A 19,007-nucleotide genomic window follows, 5' to 3' on the forward strand; every position below is an offset into this window, starting at 1 on the left:
AAAAGGATGCCGCGAAAGCAGCATCCTTTTGTGTTTCCTATTTTGCATAATCCGTTACCCGGCTCTCGCGGATAACGTTTACCTTGATCTGGCCCGGATATTCCAGCTCAGCCTCAATCTGCTTGGAAATATCTCTCGCCAGCAATACCATAGTAGCGTCATCTACCTGTTCAGGAACTACCATGACTCGAATCTCTCTACCTGCCTGAATTGCAAAAGACTTGTCTACGCCCTTAAAACCATTGGCGATATCCTCTAACTGTTTTAAGCGATTGGTATACGTCTCCAGCGTCTCTCTTCTCGCTCCCGGACGGGCGGCGGAAATCGTATCCGCAGCCTGTACCAGACAGGCGATCAGGGAAGTCGGCTCCGTATCCCCATGATGTGATTCCACTGCATTGATAACAATCGGAGACTCCTTGTACTTTCTGCACAGATCTGCTCCGATCTGAATATGTGATCCTTCCACCTCGTGGTCGATGGACTTGCCGATATCGTGCAGGAGTCCTGCACGCTTCGCCATGCGCACATCTACGCCCACCTCGCCTGCCAGCAGGCCTGTCAGATGAGCTACCTCAATGGAATGCTTCAGCGCATTCTGACCATAGCTGGTACGGAACTTCATTCTTCCGAGAAGTTTTACCAGCTCCGGATGAATTCCGTGGACACCCACCTCCAGAACGGCAGCCTCGCCTTCCTCGCGGATCATTGCCTCCACTTCCTTCTGGGCTTTTTCCACCATTTCCTCAATGCGGGCCGGATGAATTCTTCCGTCCACAATCAGCTTTTCCAGTGCAATCCGGGCCACCTCGCGGCGGATCGGATCAAACCCTGACAAAATGACAGCCTCCGGCGTATCATCGATGATCAGATCGATTCCGGTCAGTGTCTCGAGCGTACGGATATTACGTCCCTCGCGCCCGATAATTCTTCCCTTCATCTCGTCGTTTGGAAGCTGCACAACGGAGATCGTCGTCTCTGCCACATGATCGGCAGCGCACTTCTGAATCGCCGTAACCACATATTCCTTTGCCTTTTTATCGGCTTCTTCCTTTGCCTTGCTCTCAAGTTCCTTGACGAGCCTGGCCGCTTCATGCTTTACTTCGTCTTCAACAGTCTTTAATAAATAATCTTTTGCTTGTTCGGAGGTAAGGCCAGAGATTCTTTCCAGTTCCTGTACTCTTTTTTCCTGAAGCTTACTGAGCTCTGCGCTCTGCTTCGCCAGCTTCTCTTCCTTGGCCGCATAGCTCGCCTCGCGTCTCTCCAGCGCGTCTGACTTTTTGTCAAGAGCTTCCTCTTTTGCCAGAACCCTGCGCTCATAACGCTGCAGCTCCGCCCTGCGTTCCTTGGTTTCCTTTTCCAGCTCATTCTTTGTCTTCAGCGACTCTTCCTTCGCTTCCAGCAAAGCTTCGCGCTTGGACCGTTCTGCAACCTTTAATGCGTCATCTATTATTTCCCTTGCTTTTTCTTCCGCGTTGCCGACCTTTTTCTCAATCGTCGTCTTCCGCACATAGCTTGTAACAAGGGCCGTAATTATAATCGACACAAGTGCAACTATAACCGGAACAAGATACTGCACAGGAGCACCTCCTTATTTAGTTTTCATTGTACAAAATTATCACTGACCGGCACCCTCTTTGATCACAGTTCAATCTGCCAGCCAAGTGTCATATACAACATTTAAATTTTATACTTTATTTTGCATTATGTCAAGCTAACTTCCTTTTTTTCACTGAAAAGTGCACAAAAGCAGCTGCCCCTTTTTCCCAGCCGCCCAAACCTGTTTTCCAGGAGCAAACAGAAATAATGACATTTCTCTTTGAATGTGTTATACTGTTCCCAATCTTTAGGAGGTATACCTATGAATTTCTTAGAAGAACGAATCGCAAAAGACGGCATCGTCAAACCTGGTAATGTCCTCAAGGTGGATTCCTTTCTGAACCACCAGATGGATATTGCGCTCATGAACGAAATCGGGAAGGAATTTCACCGCCGCTTCGCAGACTGTCCCATCACAAAGGTCCTGACCATTGAAGCATCTGGCATTGCCATCGCCTATCCGGTGGCAAATGAATTCGGCGTTCCCATGGTTTTCGCCAAAAAATCAAAATCCATTAACATAGACGGGGAAATGTATGTGGCCGAAGTAGAATCCTTTACGCACCAGAACAAAAACCAGGTCGTTGTATCCAAAAAATTTCTCGGCCCTGAGGACCACGTTCTGATCATCGACGATTTTCTCGCCAACGGCTGCGCGCTGCAGGGCCTGATTTCCATTGTAGAGGCTGCCGGAGCCACAGTAGAAGGCCTTGGCATCGCCGTGGAAAAGGGCTTTCAGATCGGCGGGCGTGTCATCCGGAATCTGGGCTACCGCCTGGAATCCCTGGCTATCGTAGACGCCATGGATCCTGAGACCGGCACTATTACCTTCCGGGAACAGAACTGATTTCTGCTGCCTGCCACACAATTGCACAGCGGCATACGTATCTGTTCCGCATCATGGCACAGCAGAGAGCGCCGCGCAGTCATCTGTCTCGATGACTGCGCGGCGCTTTCTGTAAAAGCATTTTTTATTCCGCCGGGGAATCGTCCTTCGGAATAATAATATTCAGGACAAATACAATCAGGAAGGATACCATCAGGGAGCTTCCGAAAATATTGTTCAAAAGCTCTGGTACAAACTGCAGAATCTCGGGAGCCGCATCAATGCCGATTCCCAGAGCAAGCGCGATTCCTACAATCATCCTGTTGCGGTAATTCATAGGCTGTTCGTTCAGAAGCTGAATACCGGACATGGTAATAGCCGCAAATACCGTCACCGTGGCGCCGCCCAGCACAGGCTGCGGAATCGTCGCCATCAGTCCGCTGAATTTCGGGAAAACGCCTGCTACCAGCATGATCACGCCTACCATAGTGAACACTCTTCTCGCCACTACCTTTGTAGTGCAGATCAGTCCCACATTCTGGCTGTAGGGGTCTGTGGGAAGGCCGCCGATGCAGGCTCCGATCATACCGCACAATCCCTGGCCCTTGATGGCGCCGCCAAGCTCCTTGTCCGTACATTCACGGCCAAAACCTCCCATCGTCGTGGATGATACGTCTCCGATGGTCTGTACAGCCTGAACCACATACATCAGGATCATCATGAGAATGGCGTCAGGATGAAATTCCAGGCCAAAGTAAAACGGACGGGGCAGCGCAAACCAGGATGCAGTCTGAAGATCCGCAAAGCTGACCACATTCCCCATAATCAGCGCCGCTATGTAACCCACAATAATACCAATCAGCATGCCAGACGCCTTCAGGAGCCCTTTGCCGAAGAAGTTGCAGGCCAGCGTCACAACCAGCGTAAGGATAGCCAGAATCCAGAATTTTCCTGAACCGAAGGTTCCATTGCTCTGGGCTGCAGAACCGCCGCCGATGTAGTTAATTGCTGTCTGATACAGGGAAAGGCCAATGCTCATCACCACCGTGCCGCTGACAATCGGCGGGAAGAAGCGCCGGATCTTTCCGATAAACATACCAATGAAAATGGACACAAAGCCGGCCACCAGCTGGGAACCGAAGATTGCCGCAATGCCATAGTTAGCGCCGATAATTGTCAGGATCGGCATGTAAGCGAAAGCCACACCCATGACATTGGGCAGCTTCATGCCGAAGCCAAAGACCGGGAACAGCTGCAGCAGCGTAGTGATTCCACCGATGATCATGGCTGCCTGCGTCAGCATAATCTGTTCCTCCGGGCTCAGGCCACAGATCCCTGCAATCAGCATGGGCGGGGTAATGTTGCCGATGAGCATGGCAAGAACATGCTGCATCGCCTGGGGAAAGGCAGCGCCCCAGGAGGGCTTGCCGTCAAACCTCATAAGTTCGGCATTTGCCTGGGTAGAGTTATTCATTCATAGTCCCTCTCTTTCAATCATACTCCAATATGTGACAGTATATAGGAAAAGAGGATACAAATCAACATTTTTCTGCCAGCCGTTCCAAATCTGCGGGGCAGTCCACATCCTGAAGCTCCCATTCATCCTGTACGGGAACCGTCCGCACCCGCTCCGGATACTTCTTTACCACAAAGCCTCCGCCATTCCCCTCAGGGAGCGTCAGCAGTTCTTCAAACGTCCATCTGGGAAAAAGCACGGGAGAGCCCTCACAGCCCTTCCAGGCCGGCCGCCAGATAGATTCCGGCCCGGAAGCCGCGCAGAGCGCCAGCGAGGCCACCGTGTCCCGGCGCAGCAGCGGCTGATCCCCCGGGCAGAACATGCAGCCATACAGCCGCTCCCCTGCTTCCGTCTCTGTACTCTCTGCCTCCCGGCCGCTCAGGGCTTCCAGTCCCAGACGCACCGTATCGCTGCGGTGAGGAAGAGCGTGAAAGACCACAGGAACCCCCTGTCTCCGGCACAGCTCTTCCACTTCTCTGTGCCGCGTCACCACCACGCGCCCGGCAAAGATTCCTTCCGTGGCATCCAGCGTCCTCTGAATCAGCGGCGCTCCCTCAAACTCCGCCATCAGCTTGTTTCCGCCGAAGCGTTTTCCAAGGCCCGAGGCCATAATCACACAGCCCAGCTTTCCAAAAGGCTCGTCCAGGTTTACCAGAAACACATCCGGGCGGCTGCGCAGCTCTGTCAGAAACGAAAGCTCCTGGCTGCGCACGGCTGCCGCAGTCCGTTTCCGCTCCATGAGCTCACGGACCGCCTCGCAGTATTCCAGGCAGCCGGATTCCAGATAGCCTATCTCATCAATGACTGCCCACCCGCTCTTTTCCTCCATGCAGCGCCGCAGCATCCGGACGCCGGACTCCCGGAATCCTTCCTGCAGCGGCCGCATCCGGTTTTCCCTGCCAGGCAGAGAAGCATCAAAGCGTCCCACCTGCACAGTCTCTCCTGTCAGGCGGTCTCTCAGCCACACAGCCCGTCCGGGCTCCGCCCAGGTCTCCACTCCCGGCAGGGGAGCAGACGGAGACAGCAGCCGGGATAGGCCGGAAAGCAATGTGGTTTTCCCGCTTCCCCTTCCGCCCGTCAGGATCAGATGGCGTTTACCGCTGCTCCGGAAAGAATTCCAGATACAGTTTTCTGTCAGCCTGTATGCAGGCGTCGCGGTATGCTTCATAGCGCTCCAGCCACTCCTTTCCTTCCGGCGTGAGACGGCTTCCTCCGCCGTCCTTTCCTCCCGCCGTTCTCTCCGTCAGAGCAAAGCCCAGAGCTTGTTCTGCGTTTTTCAGAATTTTAAGCGCCTTGGTATAGGCCATCCCCATGGACAGCGCAGCCGCCCGCAGGGATCCGGTCTCCGCCACGGCATGGAGCAGACGGCAGGGCCCCTCTCCGAAAAACTTTTCTCCGTTTTCATCTAAAAATATAATTTTTGTAACTGCCTTCATCGTTTTCTCCGTTTTCAGATCCATGCTTTTCAAATACAGGACTCTGTTTTCAGTCCCCTGCATCCCCGCATTTTATTCCGTTTCCGGTTCTTTCAGCATCACAAGCTGTTCCCGCCCGCTTTTGTCTCTGCATCTTTGCAGGCTGACGCGCCCATAGAGGACGCCAAGCTCCTCTTCCATTTTGTTCAATGCATCGGTCCCGGGCTTTAAAACAGCCAGGACCTTTCCATCCGCCAGAAGAAGCAGTCTGTCGCAGTAATTCAGCGCAAGGGAAGGATCGTGAAGGGCCGCCAGAACCGCCCGCTTTTCCTCCCTGACCCAGCCCCGGAGAAGATCCAGCATCTGATACCGGTAACGGAAGTCCAGCGCGCTTTCCGGCTCATCCAGAAGAAGCAGCCTTCCTTCCGACGCCAGCGTACGGGCCAGAATGCACAGCTGCTTCTGCCCTTCGCTCAGATGCAGATAATTTTCCTCTTCTCTGCCCCCAAGTCCCACACGGGCCAGAGCCTTCCGCGCCCGTTCCTTCATATCTCCGGAAGGGTATTCCAGCAGACCAAGCCTGGGATTGAAGCCCATCAGCACCACATCCAGAACGGAAAGATCGATGGATATTCCGCTCCGCTGGGGAACGTAGCTGCACCGTCCGGCAAGCTCCCGGGGAGACAGCTGTTCCAGAACGCTCCCCTCCAGAACGCAGCTGCCCCTGTGGGGCAGAATTCCGCATATCGACTTTAAAAGGGTGGTTTTTCCGCTTCCATTTGCTCCCAGAAGCCCCAGAAGGCAGCCCGCCTCCAGCTCAAAAGAAATCCTGTCTATGACTGGCTTCCCGCCGTATCCGGCAGTCAAATCTGTTACAGAAAAGAAACTCATGTCCTCTGCCTCCCGCGGATAATCAGAAAAATCAAAAACGGCGCTCCCAGCAGACTTGTGAAAATGCTCACAGGAAGCTCTGTGGACGCGGCGCTGCGCGCCAGAATATCGGCGCCGGTCAGAAGGATGCTTCCAAGCAGTCCCCCAAGCAGCATGGTCCCGGCGCTGTTCCGCTTTGTCAGCAGTCTGGCGCCGTGGGGAGCCAAAAGCCCTACAAAGCTGATAAGGCCTGACAGGCTGACGATGCAGGAAACGGTAAGCGTGGCGATCAGAAGCACCGCAAGCCGCAGTCTTCCCACATGGACGCCCAGCATCCGGGCCTCTCCCTCCTCCGCAGACAGCAGGATAATCTGCCGGTGCAGAAGAAACAGCAGAATCAGGCACAGAATACAGAGCGCAATATTTCCGCCGATGGAGTATCCGCTGATCCCGTTCAGGCTTCCCATAATCCAGTATTCGATAGACGCCAGCTCCCGTTCCGGATCCGCTGTAAGCTTCAGGCACATCAGAGCTGTCTGAGCCAGGGAATGGACCGCGATGCCCGCCAGCACGATGGTGCTGTTTTTCCCGGCCCGGTCCAGAGACGAGAGCGCCAGGGCAAGGCCCACCGCTGCCAGAGCCCCTGCAAAGGCTGAAGCCGTCACTGCGGCGGCGCCTGACAGAAACAGGATTCCGGCCGCCGCCCCTGCGCTGGCTCCGGAGGAGACGCCTATCACGTCGGGGGACGCCAGAGGATTCCGGAATACCGTCTGATAGACAAAGCCTGCCACACCCAGAGCAAAGCCGCCGGCGATTCCCACAATCGTGCGGCTGGCCCGGAGAGTCCAGAATACCCGCAGCTGCATCGGGTCACCCTTAAGCAGTCCTTCGATGGACAGCGGGTACTTTCCCACAAATAAACTGGCGGCAGCCAGAGCGATCATCAGAGCCGCTCCGGCTGCACAGAAAGACTTAGTTTTCACTGTAGGTAAATCCATAGAATGTCTCATAATATTCATCTATCACAGCCGCGCTGTCTGCTTCCGGGCACTCCTCGGGATGAAGAACGGAGGAAAGCCATACCGCTCCCAGAATTCCGCTGGGTACAGGGCTGTCCCAGGCTTCCGCGTCTCCGGGAATCTGATAGACATTTCCATTCACCACGGCAGTGCATTCCGCCAGATTCTGATCTGCCAGAACGTCATCCACTGTGTAGTCCGCGTCAGACGCCAGAACGATGTATTCCGGATCCCAGGCCAGAAGCTGTTCATAGCTTATCTCTGCCCAGTAGGTATCGGTAATCTCAGCGGCTGCGTTTACACCGCCCGCCATCCGGATCATATCGGACTGATACATGGCGTCTCCCGCAGTAGACAGCAGGGAAGAATTTCCTGCCAGATAGACGCTGGGCGTCTCCACATCCGCCAGAGCTTCCGCAAGACGCGCCTCCTGCTCCGACGTGAAGTCCAGAAGAGACTGGGCCCGGTCTTTCGTGTTCGTCGCAGTTCCAATCAGGCTGATCATTTCGCTCAGCAGCTCCTGATCCTCCGGATTTACCACCAGGGCCTGAATGCCGAGCTCCTCCAGCGTACCGGCTGTATCCTGAAGGCTCATGGGCAGAATCACCAGATCCGGCTCCAGTGCCGCACAGCCCTCCAGATCAAATTCCTTTGCCGTTCCCACGCTCGGAAGCTCCAGAAGCTCCGGCGCGCTGAGATGATAAATCGAGCGGGTATCCGCCTTCGCCTCAATGCCCACCAGCTTCTCATCCAGATCCAGGGCAATCAGAAGGCTGGTAGAAATGTAATAGCCGCTCACAAGCTTCTGAGGTTCTTCCTCAATCGCCACTTCACGGCCCGCCTGATCAGTCACAGTAACCGGATAAACCACTTCTGCAGCGGTATCTGCCGCACTGTCTGTCTCCGAAGCCGCAGCTTCCGCGTCATTTGCTTCTTCAGATGTTTCTTCCGCCGTTTCCTCCGCAGCAGTCTCTTCAGAAGCAGCCACTCCGTTCTCTGTCTCAGGCTGGTTCGGACTGCAGGCCGCCAGAGACAGCGCCATGGACAGGGCAAGCAGCAGGGAAAGTATTTTCTTCATAACCTTATTTCTCCTTATCGTTATTGTTTTAAAACTACAACGGGATTATAGCAATTCCTCTTTCCAAAATCAAGACATACTGATATAATAATATCGGATAGAGCCATGCGGACTTGACTGACACCTTCTGGAAAAGCTGCATGGCTGAATTACTGTTGTCACACAGCGCGGCGTGCCAGAAAGCAGTGGGCTTTCCTATGCCTGCGCTGCACACGTCCAGGCCCGGAACAGGCGAGCCAAGCGCTCTGGTTTTCCGCTGCCCGGCAAAAGGAAATACATACCATGATCAATATTCAAAAATACGTCCAGGCAGAAAGCCTGGAGGAAGCATACCAGCTGAACCAAAAACGGAGCGGCCGCATCATCGGCGGCATGCTGTGGCTGAAAATGGCCAGAAATACGGTGGGAACCGCCATCGATCTATGCCGCCTCGGCCTGGATACCATCGAAGAGACCGACGAGCAGTTTTCCATCGGTGCCATGGTGACTCTGCGCCAGCTTGAGCTGCACCCGGACCTGAACGCCTATACCGGCCATGCCGCCGCTCATGCGGTTCAGGACATCATTGGCGTACAGTTCCGGAATATGGCCACGATAGGCGGCAGTGTCTGGGGACGCTTCGGCTTCTCCGATGTACTGACCCTGCTGCTGTCCATGGACACTTCTGTGGAGCTGTACAAGGGAGGCATCGTACCTCTGGAAGAATTTGCAGCCATGAAGCATGACAATGATATCCTTGTCCGGGTTCTGATTCGCAAAAGACCCGGAAGCTTTGTCTATCAGGCCATGCGCAATCAGCGCACGGACTTTCCTGTTCTCACCTGCGCCCTGTCCAGGGTAGAGGGCGAATACCGGGCCGTCATCGGCGCACGGCCTGCCCGGGCTATAGTGATCCGGGATGAACAGGGAATTCTGCGGGACGGCATCACGGAAGAAAGCGCCAGCGCCTTCGCCGCGTATGCGGCCGGCAAGGCGCCCACCGGAAGCAACGTCCGCGGAAGCGCGGCCTACCGGACGCATCTTATCAACGTGCTGACAAGGCGCAGCGCTCTGGAACTGGGAGGAATGCAGGAATGGAACTGAAGCTTACACTGAACGGCAGGCCCGTCACCGACAACATCGAACCCGGCCTGCTTCTCATCGATTTTTTAAGGGCACACGGCTGCTACAGCGTCAAGCGCGGCTGCGAAACCTCGGGCTGCGGCCTGTGCACCGTGCTGATGGACGGACGTCCCATCCTTTCCTGCTCCATTCTGGCTGCCCGCGCCGCAGGCCATAAAATCGACACGCTGGAAGGACTGCAGGAGGAGGCTGCGGATTTCGCCGGGTTCATCGCCGACCAGGGAGCAGACCAGTGCGGTTTCTGTAATCCTGGTTTCGTTATGAATACCATTGCTCTTTTGCGCGAGATCCCCGATCCCACCGATGACCAGATCCGCTCTTATCTGGCAGGAAACCTGTGCCGCTGCTCCGGCTATGACGGACAGCTCCGGGGAATCCGAAGTTATCTGGACAGCCGTAAGAAGCAGGGCAGCGTATAAGGAGGCAGCCATGGAACATAAGGAATATAAATCTATCAATAAACCTGTCCGCAAGAAAGACGCTATGCAGCTTCTGCTGGGGAAACCTGTCTACACGGACGACATCACCCCGAACCAGGCGCTGGTGGTCAAACTTCTGCGCTCCCCCCATGCAAACGCCATGGTTCAGGAAGTCAATACCGCAGCGGCCCTGAAGGTGCCCGGCGTAGCTGCCGTCTATACCTGGGAGGATGTCCCAAAAAACCGGTTTGCCATCGCAGGCCAGACCTACCCAGAACCCTCTCCCTATGACCGGCTGATTCTGGATCGGCACGTCCGCTTCGTGGGAGACCCGGTGGCCATCATCGCAGCCGAGACGGAAAAGGCCGCGCTTCGGGCCATGAAACTGATCAAAGTAAAATATGAGGTTCTGGAGCCTGTGCTGGATTTCCGGAAAGCCAAAGACAATCCTATTCTGGTCCACCCGGAGGACGACTGGTTTCCTCCCTGCCAGGTAGGCGGGGATCCCCGGCGCAACCTCGTAGCCAGCGAGGTGAACGGAGACGGAGATGTGGAAACGGTGCTGGCAGACTGTGACATTGTCCTGGACCGCACCTATCACACCAAAGCCTTCAGCCAGGCTATGATGGAGACCTTCCGCACCTATACTGAGCTGGACCGTTACGGCAGGCTTCACGTGATCTCCTCCACCCAGATCGTATTCCACTGCCGCAGGATCCTGTCCCGGGCTCTTGGCATTCCCAAAAGCAGAATCCGTGTGGAAAAGCCCCGGATCGGAGGCGGCTTCGGCGCCAAGCAGACAGCTGTCTGCGAGGTCTATCCGGCTTTCGTAACCATGAAGACCGGCCGGCCGGCAAAACTGATTTATACCCGGGAGGAATCCCAGATTGCCGGCTCTCCCCGGCATGAGATGGAAATCCGCATACGGCTCGGGGCAGACAAAGACGGGCATATCCGCTGTATTGATCTCTATACGCTTTCCAATACCGGCGCTTACGGCGAGCATGGCCCCACCACCGTAGGGCTTTCCGGCCACAAAGCCATCCCTCTGTATACGGGCGGCCTGGAGGCCTACCGCTTCAGCTATGACGTGGTCTACACCAATCTTCAGGCGGCAGGCGCGTACCGTGGCTACGGAGCTACCCAGGGCATCTTCGCGCTGGAATCCATTGTAAACGAGCTTGCGGAGCAGCTTGGCATGGATCCCACCATCATCCGCGATAAAAACATGGTAAAAGAAGGCATGGAAATGCCTGCCTACTACAACGAAACCGCCAATGCCTGCGCTCTGGACCGCTGTATGGAGCACTGCCGGAGCATGTTCCACTGGGATGAAAAATATCCCGTCCGCGACATGGGAAACGGCAAGGTACGGGCTGCCGGCGTCGCCATGGCCATGCAGGGCTCCTGTATTTCTCACGTGGACGTGGGCTCCGCCACTGTCAAGCTCAGTGAAGACGGAACCTATAATCTGGTCATCGGCGCGGCCGATATGGGAACCGGATGCGACACGATTCTGGCGCAGATGGTCGCCGAATGTATGGACTGCGACGTGGAAGACGTGGCTGTCTTTGGGGCAGATACGGACGCTTCCCCCTATGATTCCGGTTCTTACGCTTCCTCTACCACCTACATCACCGGAAAAGCTGTGGAAAAGGCATGTGCGGAGCTGAAGGAAAAGATCTGCTCCATCGCTGCAGAAATCCTGAACTGTGACGCCTCAGAAATGGTATTTGAGGGTTCTCAGGTACGGCGGATCGGCACGGAGGAAACGGTCAGCCTGGAGGACGTCGCCTACAAATCGCAGGTATTTAACACGCAGGCAGCCGAAGCCACCGCAAGCCATTCCTCTCCGGTCTCCCCGCCTCCCTATATGGTGGGAATGGTGGAGATCGAGCTGGACAAAGAAACCGGCCTGGTAACGATTCTGGATTACATGGCCGTGGTAGACTGCGGCATCCCCATCAATCCCGCTCTGGCCCGGATTCAGACCGAGGGAGGCATCGTCCAGGGAATCGGACACACTTTGATGGAGGATGTGCGCTACGATCACAACGGCAGGCCCATCGGTTCCTCCTTTATGCAGTACAGGCTGCCCACCCGTCTCGACATGGGCCGCCTGCATGTGGAATTTGAGCACAGCTATGAGCCTACCGGACCCTTCGGCGCGAAATCCATCGGAGAGATCGTCATCAATACTCCTGCGCCGGCCCTGGCTCATGCCATCTACCGGGCAACTGGCGTATGGCACAGAGAGCTTCCTATCACTCCGGAAAAGATTGCGCTTTCATTGGAAAAAACACAGAACAATCTCCGATAGCTGTCTTGAATTGACCAGGGCATGTATCACAGACAACAGAGCAGAGAAATATGTCGAATTGCAAAACGGGCAGAACCACAAAATAAAAAGGTTCTGCCCGTATTTTTGCTTTCGATGTCCGATCAGGAGCCTGAGAGCCTGATCTCACTCAGAATATCTTCACTTCGAAACCCCCGGCGCATCAGAAACAGATAAAATTTTCGCAGCTCCTCCTGGCTCGCCGTCTCCGGCTGGATCTGTTTTTTCTCCATCCAGCGCCGGATTTGTTCTCTTTCATCCTGAGGCTCCGCCTCCAGGCGCGCTTCTTCCAGAATCTCTTTTGAAATGCCTTTTTTGTAGAGAAGCTCCTGTTCCACCTGGCGGCGGCTCTTGACGCGCCCACGGCTGTTCAGGTAATTCACCGCGTACCGCATATCATCCAGATAGTGGTATTTCTTTACATAGGCTACCGCGTCCTCCACAGCCTCCGGCTTATAGCTGCGCTCCAGCTTTGCACGAAGCTCCTGCTCCGTCCTGTCGCTGCGCTCCAGAATATAGAGAGCCCTGTGTCTGGCACGCTTGATATCTCCTGATTTTTCGTTTTCTCTCTGCGGCTGTCTCTCTCTCATTTCCTTTCACCGCTACTTATCTGCAGACTTTTCCGCAGACTTCTCCTTCGCTGCCTTATCCTCTGTCTCTCCTTCTGACTTCGCAGAATCGAGGCCAAAGCCTTCCCGCACCCTTTCCTCGATCTCCTCGCAGACTGCGGGGTTCTGCTTCAGATACAGCTTCGCATTCTCGCGGCCCTGTCCGATCTTTTCCCCATTGTAGGCATACCAGGCTCCGCTCTTATTCACCACGCCTGTATTGGCCGCCAGATCCAGGATATCTCCCTCTCTGGAAATTCCCTCACCAAACATGATATCAAACTCTGCTTCCTTAAACGGCGGCGCAATCTTATTCTTCACAACCTTAATCCGCGTACGGTTTCCGACAATCTCTCCGCCCTGCTTCAACGTCTCGATCCGGCGCACATCCATACGGATGGAAGAATAGAATTTCAGAGCCCGGCCTCCTGTGGTCACCTCCGGATTTCCAAACATTACGCCCACCTTTTCACGGAGCTGGTTGATGAAAATCACCGTACATTTCGACTTGCTGATGACTGCCGTCAGCTTTCTCAGCGCCTGGGACATCAGACGTGCCTGCAGACCCACATGGGCGTCTCCCATATCGCCCTCAATCTCTGCCTTCGGAACCAGAGCCGCCACAGAATCTACGATAATGATATCCACAGCGCCCGAGCGCACCATGGTTTCCGCAATCTCAAGAGCCTGCTCTCCGTTATCCGGCTGAGAAATATAGAGATTATCCACGTCCACTCCGATGTTCTTTGCATATACGGGATCCAGCGCATGCTCCGCGTCGATAAAGCCTGCAATACCGCCGCGCTTCTGCACCTCCGCCACCATATGAAGAGCCACCGTCGTCTTACCGCTGGACTCCGGACCATACACCTCTATGATTCTTCCCTTGGGAATGCCGCCCAGTCCCAGTGCCAGATCCAGGCTCAGACAGCCTGTAGGCGTCGTCTCTATCTGCATATTGGCTCCCTTGTCACCCAGCTTCATGACGGAGCCCTTTCCAAACTGCTTCTCGATCTGAGCCAGCGCCGCATCCAGCGCTTTCAGCTTTTCTTCCTTAACCATTTACTTCTCCTTATCCCTCTTCCAGATTTATTTTCGAATGTCTGTTCGTTTTCTGGATTCTATCTTATTATATTTTCCCGCCTCTGTCAAGCAGAAAGCAGAAATCTTCCACGGAAGCCGACCTTGCCGCCAGCTTCAGCCAGTTCTTCAGAGCATCCGGATCCTTTTCTTCCAGAATTTTTTCCCGCAGCTCTTCCGGCACCGGGCCCAGCTCCTCCAGAAGCTCTATGACACTTTCCGCCTTTCCCCTCTGCCTTTCCCTCTGCTTTCCCTGCCAGTCTTTCAAGCGCTTTCTCTTCCCATGCCTGCATATACTTCACTCCCATTTCCTCGCTGGATCTTATCTTTTGAACAAAACTGTGAATTTTCCGGACAGTCCATCGTCTGATCGAACAGAAATCTGTCCAGCAGCGTTAATTCTCTTAAAGTTTTATGCAACTGTTTTCCTCCTCCATTTTATAAAAGATTGCATAAAGTTTCAACGTTCTCTTTTCAAAAACCCCTATCTTTTGTGCCGCTCCGTTTGCAAACTGGAAATCATGGAGAGAAATTCTCCTTTGAATCAGCAGATTTGCTGATATGTGCAGAATATCACGAATCCAGAAACAAATCAACTGTTTTTTACAAATTTATCCTTATTTCCTGTTAACCAAACCTACCTTCCCTTTTTGTTTCAGGAAGTCAGACTGAACAGCGCCAGCATACCATAGGCTTCATATCCCAGGTGTGCCGGCGCTGTCTACGTCTTTCTTTGTATTTACATTTCTTTATATTTTATACTTCTATTTCACCTCTGTGCCGCCCCACTCCACGACGGTAAACCCTTTCCTGGGCATCGTATGCAGCACAGGCTCCGGCACGTCTATCGGCTTCTCCAAAGGGCAGTAAGCCATAAATACCCGGATAATACTGTCCGGCTCCGGCTCAATATGCAGAGCGGCCTGACTGGTATACGCATCTGTCTGGAACGTAATCAGGTTCCAGGGATTCCTTTCCATCTGCGGCAGCCAGTATACGATAAATTCATTGTATTCCTCCGGTAAAAGGCCCAGCGCAGCCAGCTTTTCCTGAAGGAACTCTGCCGTAGCTTCCCCCTTCACCACGAAACCGCTGCTCATATCATACTGTGCATCCGTGACTCCTTCCCAGAACAGATAGGAATACTCCTTTCCGTCCCGCAGATTCTGCAGCGTGCCGTCCGGACGGGCTATCACATGCCAGCCGTCCTCATAAGCCGGATAGGTGCAGGTCAGCTCTCCTTCATAATCCAGCCAGACGCTGACCTCCTCTGCTTTTTCCGGATAAAGGTAGATCACTGGCTTTTCCGCTAAAAACTCTTCCTTTTTATCTCTGCAGCCCGCTGCCGTCATCAGGAGCGCCAGCAGCAGAACCAAAACCGCATGCTTTTTCTTCATACCCACTCCTCCTTCGTCTTCTTTGCCGTTCCCCTGCTTTTCTCTATCTATTTTCTCTATCTATAAGTAATAACGAAGAAAAAGCCTGTTTTGCTACAAAAAATTATTTTTTTATGAATCCATCTGAAAATGCTGGTAATCCTTCAGCGTTCTCCAGTTTCCTCCCCAGGTAAAGCCGTATTCTTCAAAAAGCTCCAGGCAGAGATCCCCCTCTCCGCCGATTTTATAAGGGAACTCCCATGAGCGGTCCGCATAAGGCTCGCTTCCGGGAGGAGAACTGTGTTCCACACCGTTTTCCCATGTTACATAGGGGTTGTAAAAAGGATTGATGTCAATGGCCATGCCAAAGGCATGCCGGGAGAGGTGGGTGCTCCCCTCTACTACACGGTAGTTAAAGCAGGAAGTATTGTTGTCAAGGCAGGATGCGTCGTCGTCTCCGCCGTACTCGTCGATCAGACGCATTTTCTCTATCGGATATCCGTTATCATAAAGAGCGCGGAAAATCTCAAGCACTGCATCCGCAATCTGTTCATTTACCACCATTTCTCCTACATGGGGCTGTCCGTCAAAGCCCATATAGAGCATGCGCAGGTACCTCAGCTCCGAAAGTGCAATATTATCATTTTCCACATAAGAGACTCCGTCCATGCGCGCAAAAACCTCATCCGAAATCTCCGATGAATCAAACAGTGACGCCGTCTCTTCCTCTGTGAGCGCGTCCTCTACTATGGTTCCAGAGTCACAGACATGGTAATATTCCAGCCGGGCCGCCCGCTCCTGCGCCTCCTGAATCTCACGCTCCTCCTGCTCTTCCCGAACCTCCCGGAAGGCTTCTGAAAGCGGAAGGCCTGCGCCCTTTGAAAGGCTTGCGCTTCCTGCCGCGCTCTCCCTTGTTCCGGGGCCACCGCAGCTGCCGCATAACAGGCAAATGGCCATTCCTGCGGCAGAAATGACCATTTTTACACCTTTTTTACTCATATATGCTTTTACCTCGATTTCGCTGAGCAAGCCAAAAAGCTTACCGGCATGTCAGAAGCCTACTGCTTTGCCGCAATATAGCCCTGAGCCTTCAGAAGCTCCGCGCAGAGCACCGCTCCGCCGGCCGCTCCGCGGACTGTATTGTGGGACAGACCCACAAACTTCCAGTCATATACGTGATCCTCACGCAGACGTCCGATGGATACGCCCATTCCGTTCTCGTAATCTACATCCAGCTTCACCTGGGGGCGGTTATCCTCCTCCAGATACTGGATAAACTGCTTCGGCGCGCTGGGAAGCTCCAGCTCCTGAGGCAGTCCCCGGAAGGAACGCAGCTTCTCAATCAGCTGCTCCTTTGTGGGCTTCCTGCGGAACCTTACAAATACTGCCGCCGTATGGCCGTTCAGGACAGGAACACGGATGCACTGGCAGGTAATCACCGGCTCCTTCGCAAGGCGGATTTCACCGTCTTCCAGGGTTCCCAGAACACGCAGCGGCTCCTTTTCGCTCTTCTCTTCCTCGCCGCCGATATAGGGAATAATGTTTTCCACCATCTCCGGCCAGTCCTTAAAGGTCTTTCCTGCTCCGGAAATCGCCTGATACGTCGTAGCCACCACCTCATAGGGCTCGAACTCCTTCCAGGCTGCCAGAGCCGGCGTATAGGACTGGATCGAGCAGTTTGGCTTCACAGCGATAAAGCCTCTCTGTGTGCCCAGGCGCTCCTTCTGCTTCTCAATAATCTTCGCGTGATCCGCATTGATTTCCGGAATCATCATCGGCACGTCCGGCGTCCAGCGGTGCGCGCTGTTATTGGACACAACCGGAGTCTCCGTCTTTGCATAGGCCTCCTCGATGGCACGGATCTCATCCTTTGTCATATCTACAGCGCTGAACACAAAGTCCACGCCTGCCGCCACCTTCTCTACCTCGTTTACATTCATGACAACGATATTTTTTACCGCTTCCGGCATCGGCGTATCCATCTTCCAGCGGCCGCCTACAGCCTCCTCATAGGTTTTTCCTGCGCTTCTTTCGCTGGCAGCAATCGTCACCACCTCAAACCAGGGATGGTTCTCCAGCAGAGAAATAAATCTCTGTCCTACCATACCAGTTCCGCCTAAGATTCCCACTCTCAGTTTCTCGCTCATTTTTCATACACTCCTCTGTTTATGTCTTTATATCGCGGACATATGTCTTTATCTTAAAGTATACTACCGCAGATTATGCAAAAATGCAAGTATTTTTTCGCAGGACAGCAAGCTGCAGTCCCAACCTACAGAGCCGGATGCTCCTCCATCCATTTCTCATTCAGAGCAATCACCTGCTCCATGGCTGCCCTGCCAGGCGCTCCGAGAGTCAGGCGCTTATTCACACAGGTGTCCATGCTGACTGCGTCATAGATATCCTTCTCAAAGACAGGGCTGACTGCTTTCAGCTCTTCCAGGGAAAGCTCCTCAATCGCCTTGTTCTGCTCGATGCAGTAAAGCACCAGGCGTCCGATGATTCCGTGGGCGTCGCGGAAGGGCACGCCGTGGTTTACCAGATAATCCGCCGCGTCCGTCGCATTTGTAAAGCCCTTCTTCGCGCTTTCTTCCATGACGTCCCGGTTGAATTTCATGGTATCCAGCATTCCGGTAAAAAGCGCCAGGCAGCCCTTCACCGTGTCGAAGGCGTCAAAGGTCAGCTCCTTATCCTCCTGCATATCCTTATTGTATGCCAGAGGCAGGCCCTTCATAGCCGTGAGCAGGGATATGAGCGCCCCATAAACACGGCCTGTCTTGCCACGCACCAGCTCAGCGATATCCGGATTCTTCTTCTGGGGCATGATGCTGCTGCCCGTGCTGTAGGCGTCGTCAATCTCCACAAACCGATACTCGTTTGTATTCCAGATGATGATCTCCTCTGAGAAACGGCTCAGATGCATCATAATTGTAGACAGAGCCGACAGAAGCTCGATGAGATAATCCCTGTCTGACACAGAATCCATGCTGTTCAGCGTCGGGCCTGCAAAGCCGAGAAGCTCAGCCGTATATTCCCGGTCCAGCGGATAGGTGGTTCCCGCCAGTGCGCCCGATCCGAGCGGACAGTAATTCATTCTTTCATAAATATCATGGAGGCGGCCCCTGTCCCGCTTAAACATTTCAAAATAAGCGCCCAGATGGTGAGCCAGCGTAATCGGCTGGGCCTTCTGAAGATGGGTAAAGCCCGGCATGAAGGTCTCCGTATTTTCCTTCATGAGACGCAGAAGCACTGCCAGCAGCTCCCGTACCAGCCCATCGATCTCCTCAATCTCATCTCTTGTATAAAGCTTCATATCCAGAGCTACCTGATCGTTGCGGCTGCGCCCGGTATGGAGCTTCTTTCCGGCGTCGCCAATCCGGTCAATCAACACAGCCTCCACAAAGCTGTGAATGTCCTCATATTCGTCAGAAATCTCCAGCTTCCCGCTTTCCACATCCGCGAGGATCCCTTCGATCCCGGCAAGGATGGCGTCCCTCTCCTCCTCGGTCAGGATTCCCTGCTTCGCAAGCATTTTCACATGAGCCATGCTGCCCTGCATATCCTGCTTATAAAACTTTTTATCAAATGAAATCGATGCATTGAAATTGTATACGAGCTTGTCCGTCTCCTTGGTGAAACGGCCTCCCCAAAGCTGTGCCATATGCGTTCCCTCACTTGTGCTTTTATTCCCGCGCACGTCCCAGGACAGCCCATCCTTCTCGCTTTATCGTCTGCGAATGC

Annotated in this window: 18 protein-coding genes; 4 read left to right on the forward strand and 14 right to left on the reverse strand. The window is 54.0% G+C overall.

From position 1 onward, the window contains the following. Window positions 1-37 precede the first annotated feature (37 nt). On the reverse strand, window positions 38-1,579 hold the full coding sequence (rny, locus tag B5E77_RS05485) for a ribonuclease Y (RefSeq protein ID WP_087164371.1): 1,542 nt from the start codon (window positions 1,577-1,579) through the stop codon (window positions 38-40). Between the two features lie 282 nt (window positions 1,580-1,861). Between rny and B5E77_RS05490 the strand changes: the two genes are divergently transcribed. Then, complete coding sequence (locus tag B5E77_RS05490; RefSeq protein ID WP_087164372.1) at window positions 1,862-2,446, forward strand: xanthine phosphoribosyltransferase; 585 nt, start codon at window positions 1,862-1,864, stop codon at window positions 2,444-2,446. A gap of 124 nt (window positions 2,447-2,570) precedes the next feature. Here the strand turns inward: B5E77_RS05490 and B5E77_RS05495 are convergent, their stop codons facing one another. From B5E77_RS05495 to B5E77_RS05520, 6 genes are all read right to left on the reverse strand, one after another. Then, window positions 2,571-3,899 (reverse strand): uracil-xanthine permease family protein, encoded by a 1,329-nt coding sequence (locus tag B5E77_RS05495; protein WP_087164373.1) that lies wholly within the window; start codon window positions 3,897-3,899, stop codon window positions 2,571-2,573. Between the two features lie 64 nt (window positions 3,900-3,963). Beyond that, window positions 3,964-5,109 carry an NTP transferase domain-containing protein gene (locus B5E77_RS05500; protein ID WP_087164374.1) on the reverse strand — a complete coding sequence of 382 codons (1,146 nt, stop codon included), beginning with the start codon at window positions 5,107-5,109 and terminating at the stop codon, window positions 3,964-3,966. Then, a complete protein-coding gene (locus B5E77_RS05505) occupies window positions 5,036-5,377 on the reverse strand; it encodes a winged helix-turn-helix domain-containing protein (RefSeq protein WP_087164450.1) in 342 nt (113 codons plus the stop codon). Before B5E77_RS05505 ends, B5E77_RS05500 begins: the two co-directional genes overlap by 74 nt. A gap of 72 nt (window positions 5,378-5,449) precedes the next feature. Next, on the reverse strand, window positions 5,450-6,247 hold the full coding sequence (locus tag B5E77_RS05510; RefSeq protein WP_087164375.1) for an ABC transporter ATP-binding protein: 798 nt from the start codon (window positions 6,245-6,247) through the stop codon (window positions 5,450-5,452). Next, complete coding sequence (locus tag B5E77_RS05515) at window positions 6,244-7,224, reverse strand: FecCD family ABC transporter permease (protein ID WP_242963625.1); 981 nt, start codon at window positions 7,222-7,224, stop codon at window positions 6,244-6,246. Before B5E77_RS05515 ends, B5E77_RS05510 begins: the two co-directional genes overlap by 4 nt. Further along, window positions 7,199-8,323, reverse strand: a complete 1,125-nt coding sequence (locus tag B5E77_RS05520; RefSeq protein WP_087164376.1) for an ABC transporter substrate-binding protein — start codon at window positions 8,321-8,323, stop codon at window positions 7,199-7,201. The genes B5E77_RS05515 and B5E77_RS05520 overlap by 26 nt, the downstream gene beginning before the upstream one ends. A gap of 282 nt (window positions 8,324-8,605) precedes the next feature. On the opposite strand from B5E77_RS05520, the gene B5E77_RS05525 reads away from it, so the two are divergent. The 3 genes from B5E77_RS05525 to B5E77_RS05535 are packed head-to-tail and all read left to right on the forward strand — an operon-like array spanning window position 8,606 to window position 12,184. Then, window positions 8,606-9,406 carry an FAD binding domain-containing protein gene (locus tag B5E77_RS05525; protein ID WP_087164377.1) on the forward strand — a complete coding sequence of 267 codons (801 nt, stop codon included), beginning with the start codon at window positions 8,606-8,608 and terminating at the stop codon, window positions 9,404-9,406. Next, entirely contained in the window at window positions 9,397-9,864 is a 468-nt protein-coding gene (locus B5E77_RS05530) for a (2Fe-2S)-binding protein (RefSeq protein ID WP_087164378.1), read from the forward strand. The genes B5E77_RS05525 and B5E77_RS05530 overlap by 10 nt, the downstream gene beginning before the upstream one ends. A gap of 10 nt (window positions 9,865-9,874) precedes the next feature. Then, complete coding sequence (locus B5E77_RS05535) at window positions 9,875-12,184, forward strand: xanthine dehydrogenase family protein molybdopterin-binding subunit (protein WP_087164379.1); 2,310 nt, start codon at window positions 9,875-9,877, stop codon at window positions 12,182-12,184. Between the two features lie 122 nt (window positions 12,185-12,306). On the opposite strand, the gene B5E77_RS05540 is transcribed toward B5E77_RS05535, so the two are convergent. The 7 genes from B5E77_RS05540 to argH form a co-directional block, all read right to left on the reverse strand. Continuing rightward, window positions 12,307-12,792, reverse strand: coding sequence for a regulatory protein RecX (locus B5E77_RS05540; RefSeq protein WP_087164380.1), 486 nt, complete (start codon window positions 12,790-12,792; stop codon window positions 12,307-12,309). Between the two features lie 12 nt (window positions 12,793-12,804). Further along, on the reverse strand, window positions 12,805-13,872 hold the full coding sequence (recA, locus tag B5E77_RS05545) for a recombinase RecA (RefSeq protein ID WP_087164381.1): 1,068 nt from the start codon (window positions 13,870-13,872) through the stop codon (window positions 12,805-12,807). A gap of 67 nt (window positions 13,873-13,939) precedes the next feature. After that, window positions 13,940-14,158, reverse strand: a complete 219-nt coding sequence (locus B5E77_RS05550) for a hypothetical protein (protein WP_087164382.1) — start codon at window positions 14,156-14,158, stop codon at window positions 13,940-13,942. A gap of 496 nt (window positions 14,159-14,654) precedes the next feature. Next, a complete protein-coding gene (locus B5E77_RS05555) occupies window positions 14,655-15,287 on the reverse strand; it encodes a hypothetical protein (protein ID WP_242963627.1) in 633 nt (210 codons plus the stop codon). Between the two features lie 111 nt (window positions 15,288-15,398). Beyond that, window positions 15,399-16,265 (reverse strand): M15 family metallopeptidase, encoded by an 867-nt coding sequence (locus B5E77_RS17235; RefSeq protein ID WP_242963629.1) that lies wholly within the window; start codon window positions 16,263-16,265, stop codon window positions 15,399-15,401. 59 nt (window positions 16,266-16,324) lie between these two features. Continuing rightward, window positions 16,325-17,413 carry an aspartate-semialdehyde dehydrogenase gene (asd, locus tag B5E77_RS05565; RefSeq protein ID WP_087164384.1) on the reverse strand — a complete coding sequence of 363 codons (1,089 nt, stop codon included), beginning with the start codon at window positions 17,411-17,413 and terminating at the stop codon, window positions 16,325-16,327. A 125-nt stretch (window positions 17,414-17,538) separates the two neighbouring features. Beyond that, a complete protein-coding gene (argH, locus tag B5E77_RS05570) occupies window positions 17,539-18,927 on the reverse strand; it encodes an argininosuccinate lyase (RefSeq protein ID WP_087164385.1) in 1,389 nt (462 codons plus the stop codon). Between the last annotated feature and the right edge of the window lie 80 nt (window positions 18,928-19,007).

It is taken from the genome of Lachnoclostridium sp. An131, from assembly GCF_002160825.1.
In the GTDB taxonomy this organism is placed as follows: Bacteria; Bacillota; Clostridia; order Lachnospirales; family Lachnospiraceae; genus Laedolimicola.

Bases quoted from the DNA above. Each gene is read 5' to 3' on its own strand.
- B5E77_RS05490 (WP_087164372.1), top strand. From the start codon at position 1,862: ATGAATTTCTTAGAAGAACGAATCGCAAAAGACGGCATCGTCAAACCT.
- B5E77_RS05495 (WP_087164373.1), bottom strand. From the start codon at position 3,899: ATGAATAACTCTACCCAGGCAAATGCCGAACTTATGAGGTTTGACGGC.
- B5E77_RS05500 (WP_087164374.1), bottom strand. From the start codon at position 5,109: ATGAAGCATACCGCGACGCCTGCATACAGGCTGACAGAAAACTGTATC.
- B5E77_RS05505 (WP_087164450.1), bottom strand. From the start codon at position 5,377: ATGAAGGCAGTTACAAAAATTATATTTTTAGATGAAAACGGAGAAAAG.
- B5E77_RS05510 (WP_087164375.1), bottom strand. From the start codon at position 6,247: ATGAGTTTCTTTTCTGTAACAGATTTGACTGCCGGATACGGCGGGAAG.
- B5E77_RS05515 (WP_242963625.1), bottom strand. From the start codon at position 7,224: ATGGATTTACCTACAGTGAAAACTAAGTCTTTCTGTGCAGCCGGAGCG.
- B5E77_RS05520 (WP_087164376.1), bottom strand. From the start codon at position 8,323: ATGAAGAAAATACTTTCCCTGCTGCTTGCCCTGTCCATGGCGCTGTCT.
- B5E77_RS05525 (WP_087164377.1), top strand. From the start codon at position 8,606: ATGATCAATATTCAAAAATACGTCCAGGCAGAAAGCCTGGAGGAAGCA.
- B5E77_RS05530 (WP_087164378.1), top strand. From the start codon at position 9,397: ATGGAACTGAAGCTTACACTGAACGGCAGGCCCGTCACCGACAACATC.
- B5E77_RS05535 (WP_087164379.1), top strand. From the start codon at position 9,875: ATGGAACATAAGGAATATAAATCTATCAATAAACCTGTCCGCAAGAAA.
- B5E77_RS05540 (WP_087164380.1), bottom strand. From the start codon at position 12,792: ATGAGAGAGAGACAGCCGCAGAGAGAAAACGAAAAATCAGGAGATATC.
- recA (WP_087164381.1), bottom strand. From the start codon at position 13,872: ATGGTTAAGGAAGAAAAGCTGAAAGCGCTGGATGCGGCGCTGGCTCAG.
- B5E77_RS05555 (WP_242963627.1), bottom strand. From the start codon at position 15,287: ATGAAGAAAAAGCATGCGGTTTTGGTTCTGCTGCTGGCGCTCCTGATG.
- B5E77_RS17235 (WP_242963629.1), bottom strand. From the start codon at position 16,265: ATGAGTAAAAAAGGTGTAAAAATGGTCATTTCTGCCGCAGGAATGGCC.
- asd (WP_087164384.1), bottom strand. From the start codon at position 17,413: ATGAGCGAGAAACTGAGAGTGGGAATCTTAGGCGGAACTGGTATGGTA.
- argH (WP_087164385.1), bottom strand. From the start codon at position 18,927: ATGGCACAGCTTTGGGGAGGCCGTTTCACCAAGGAGACGGACAAGCTC.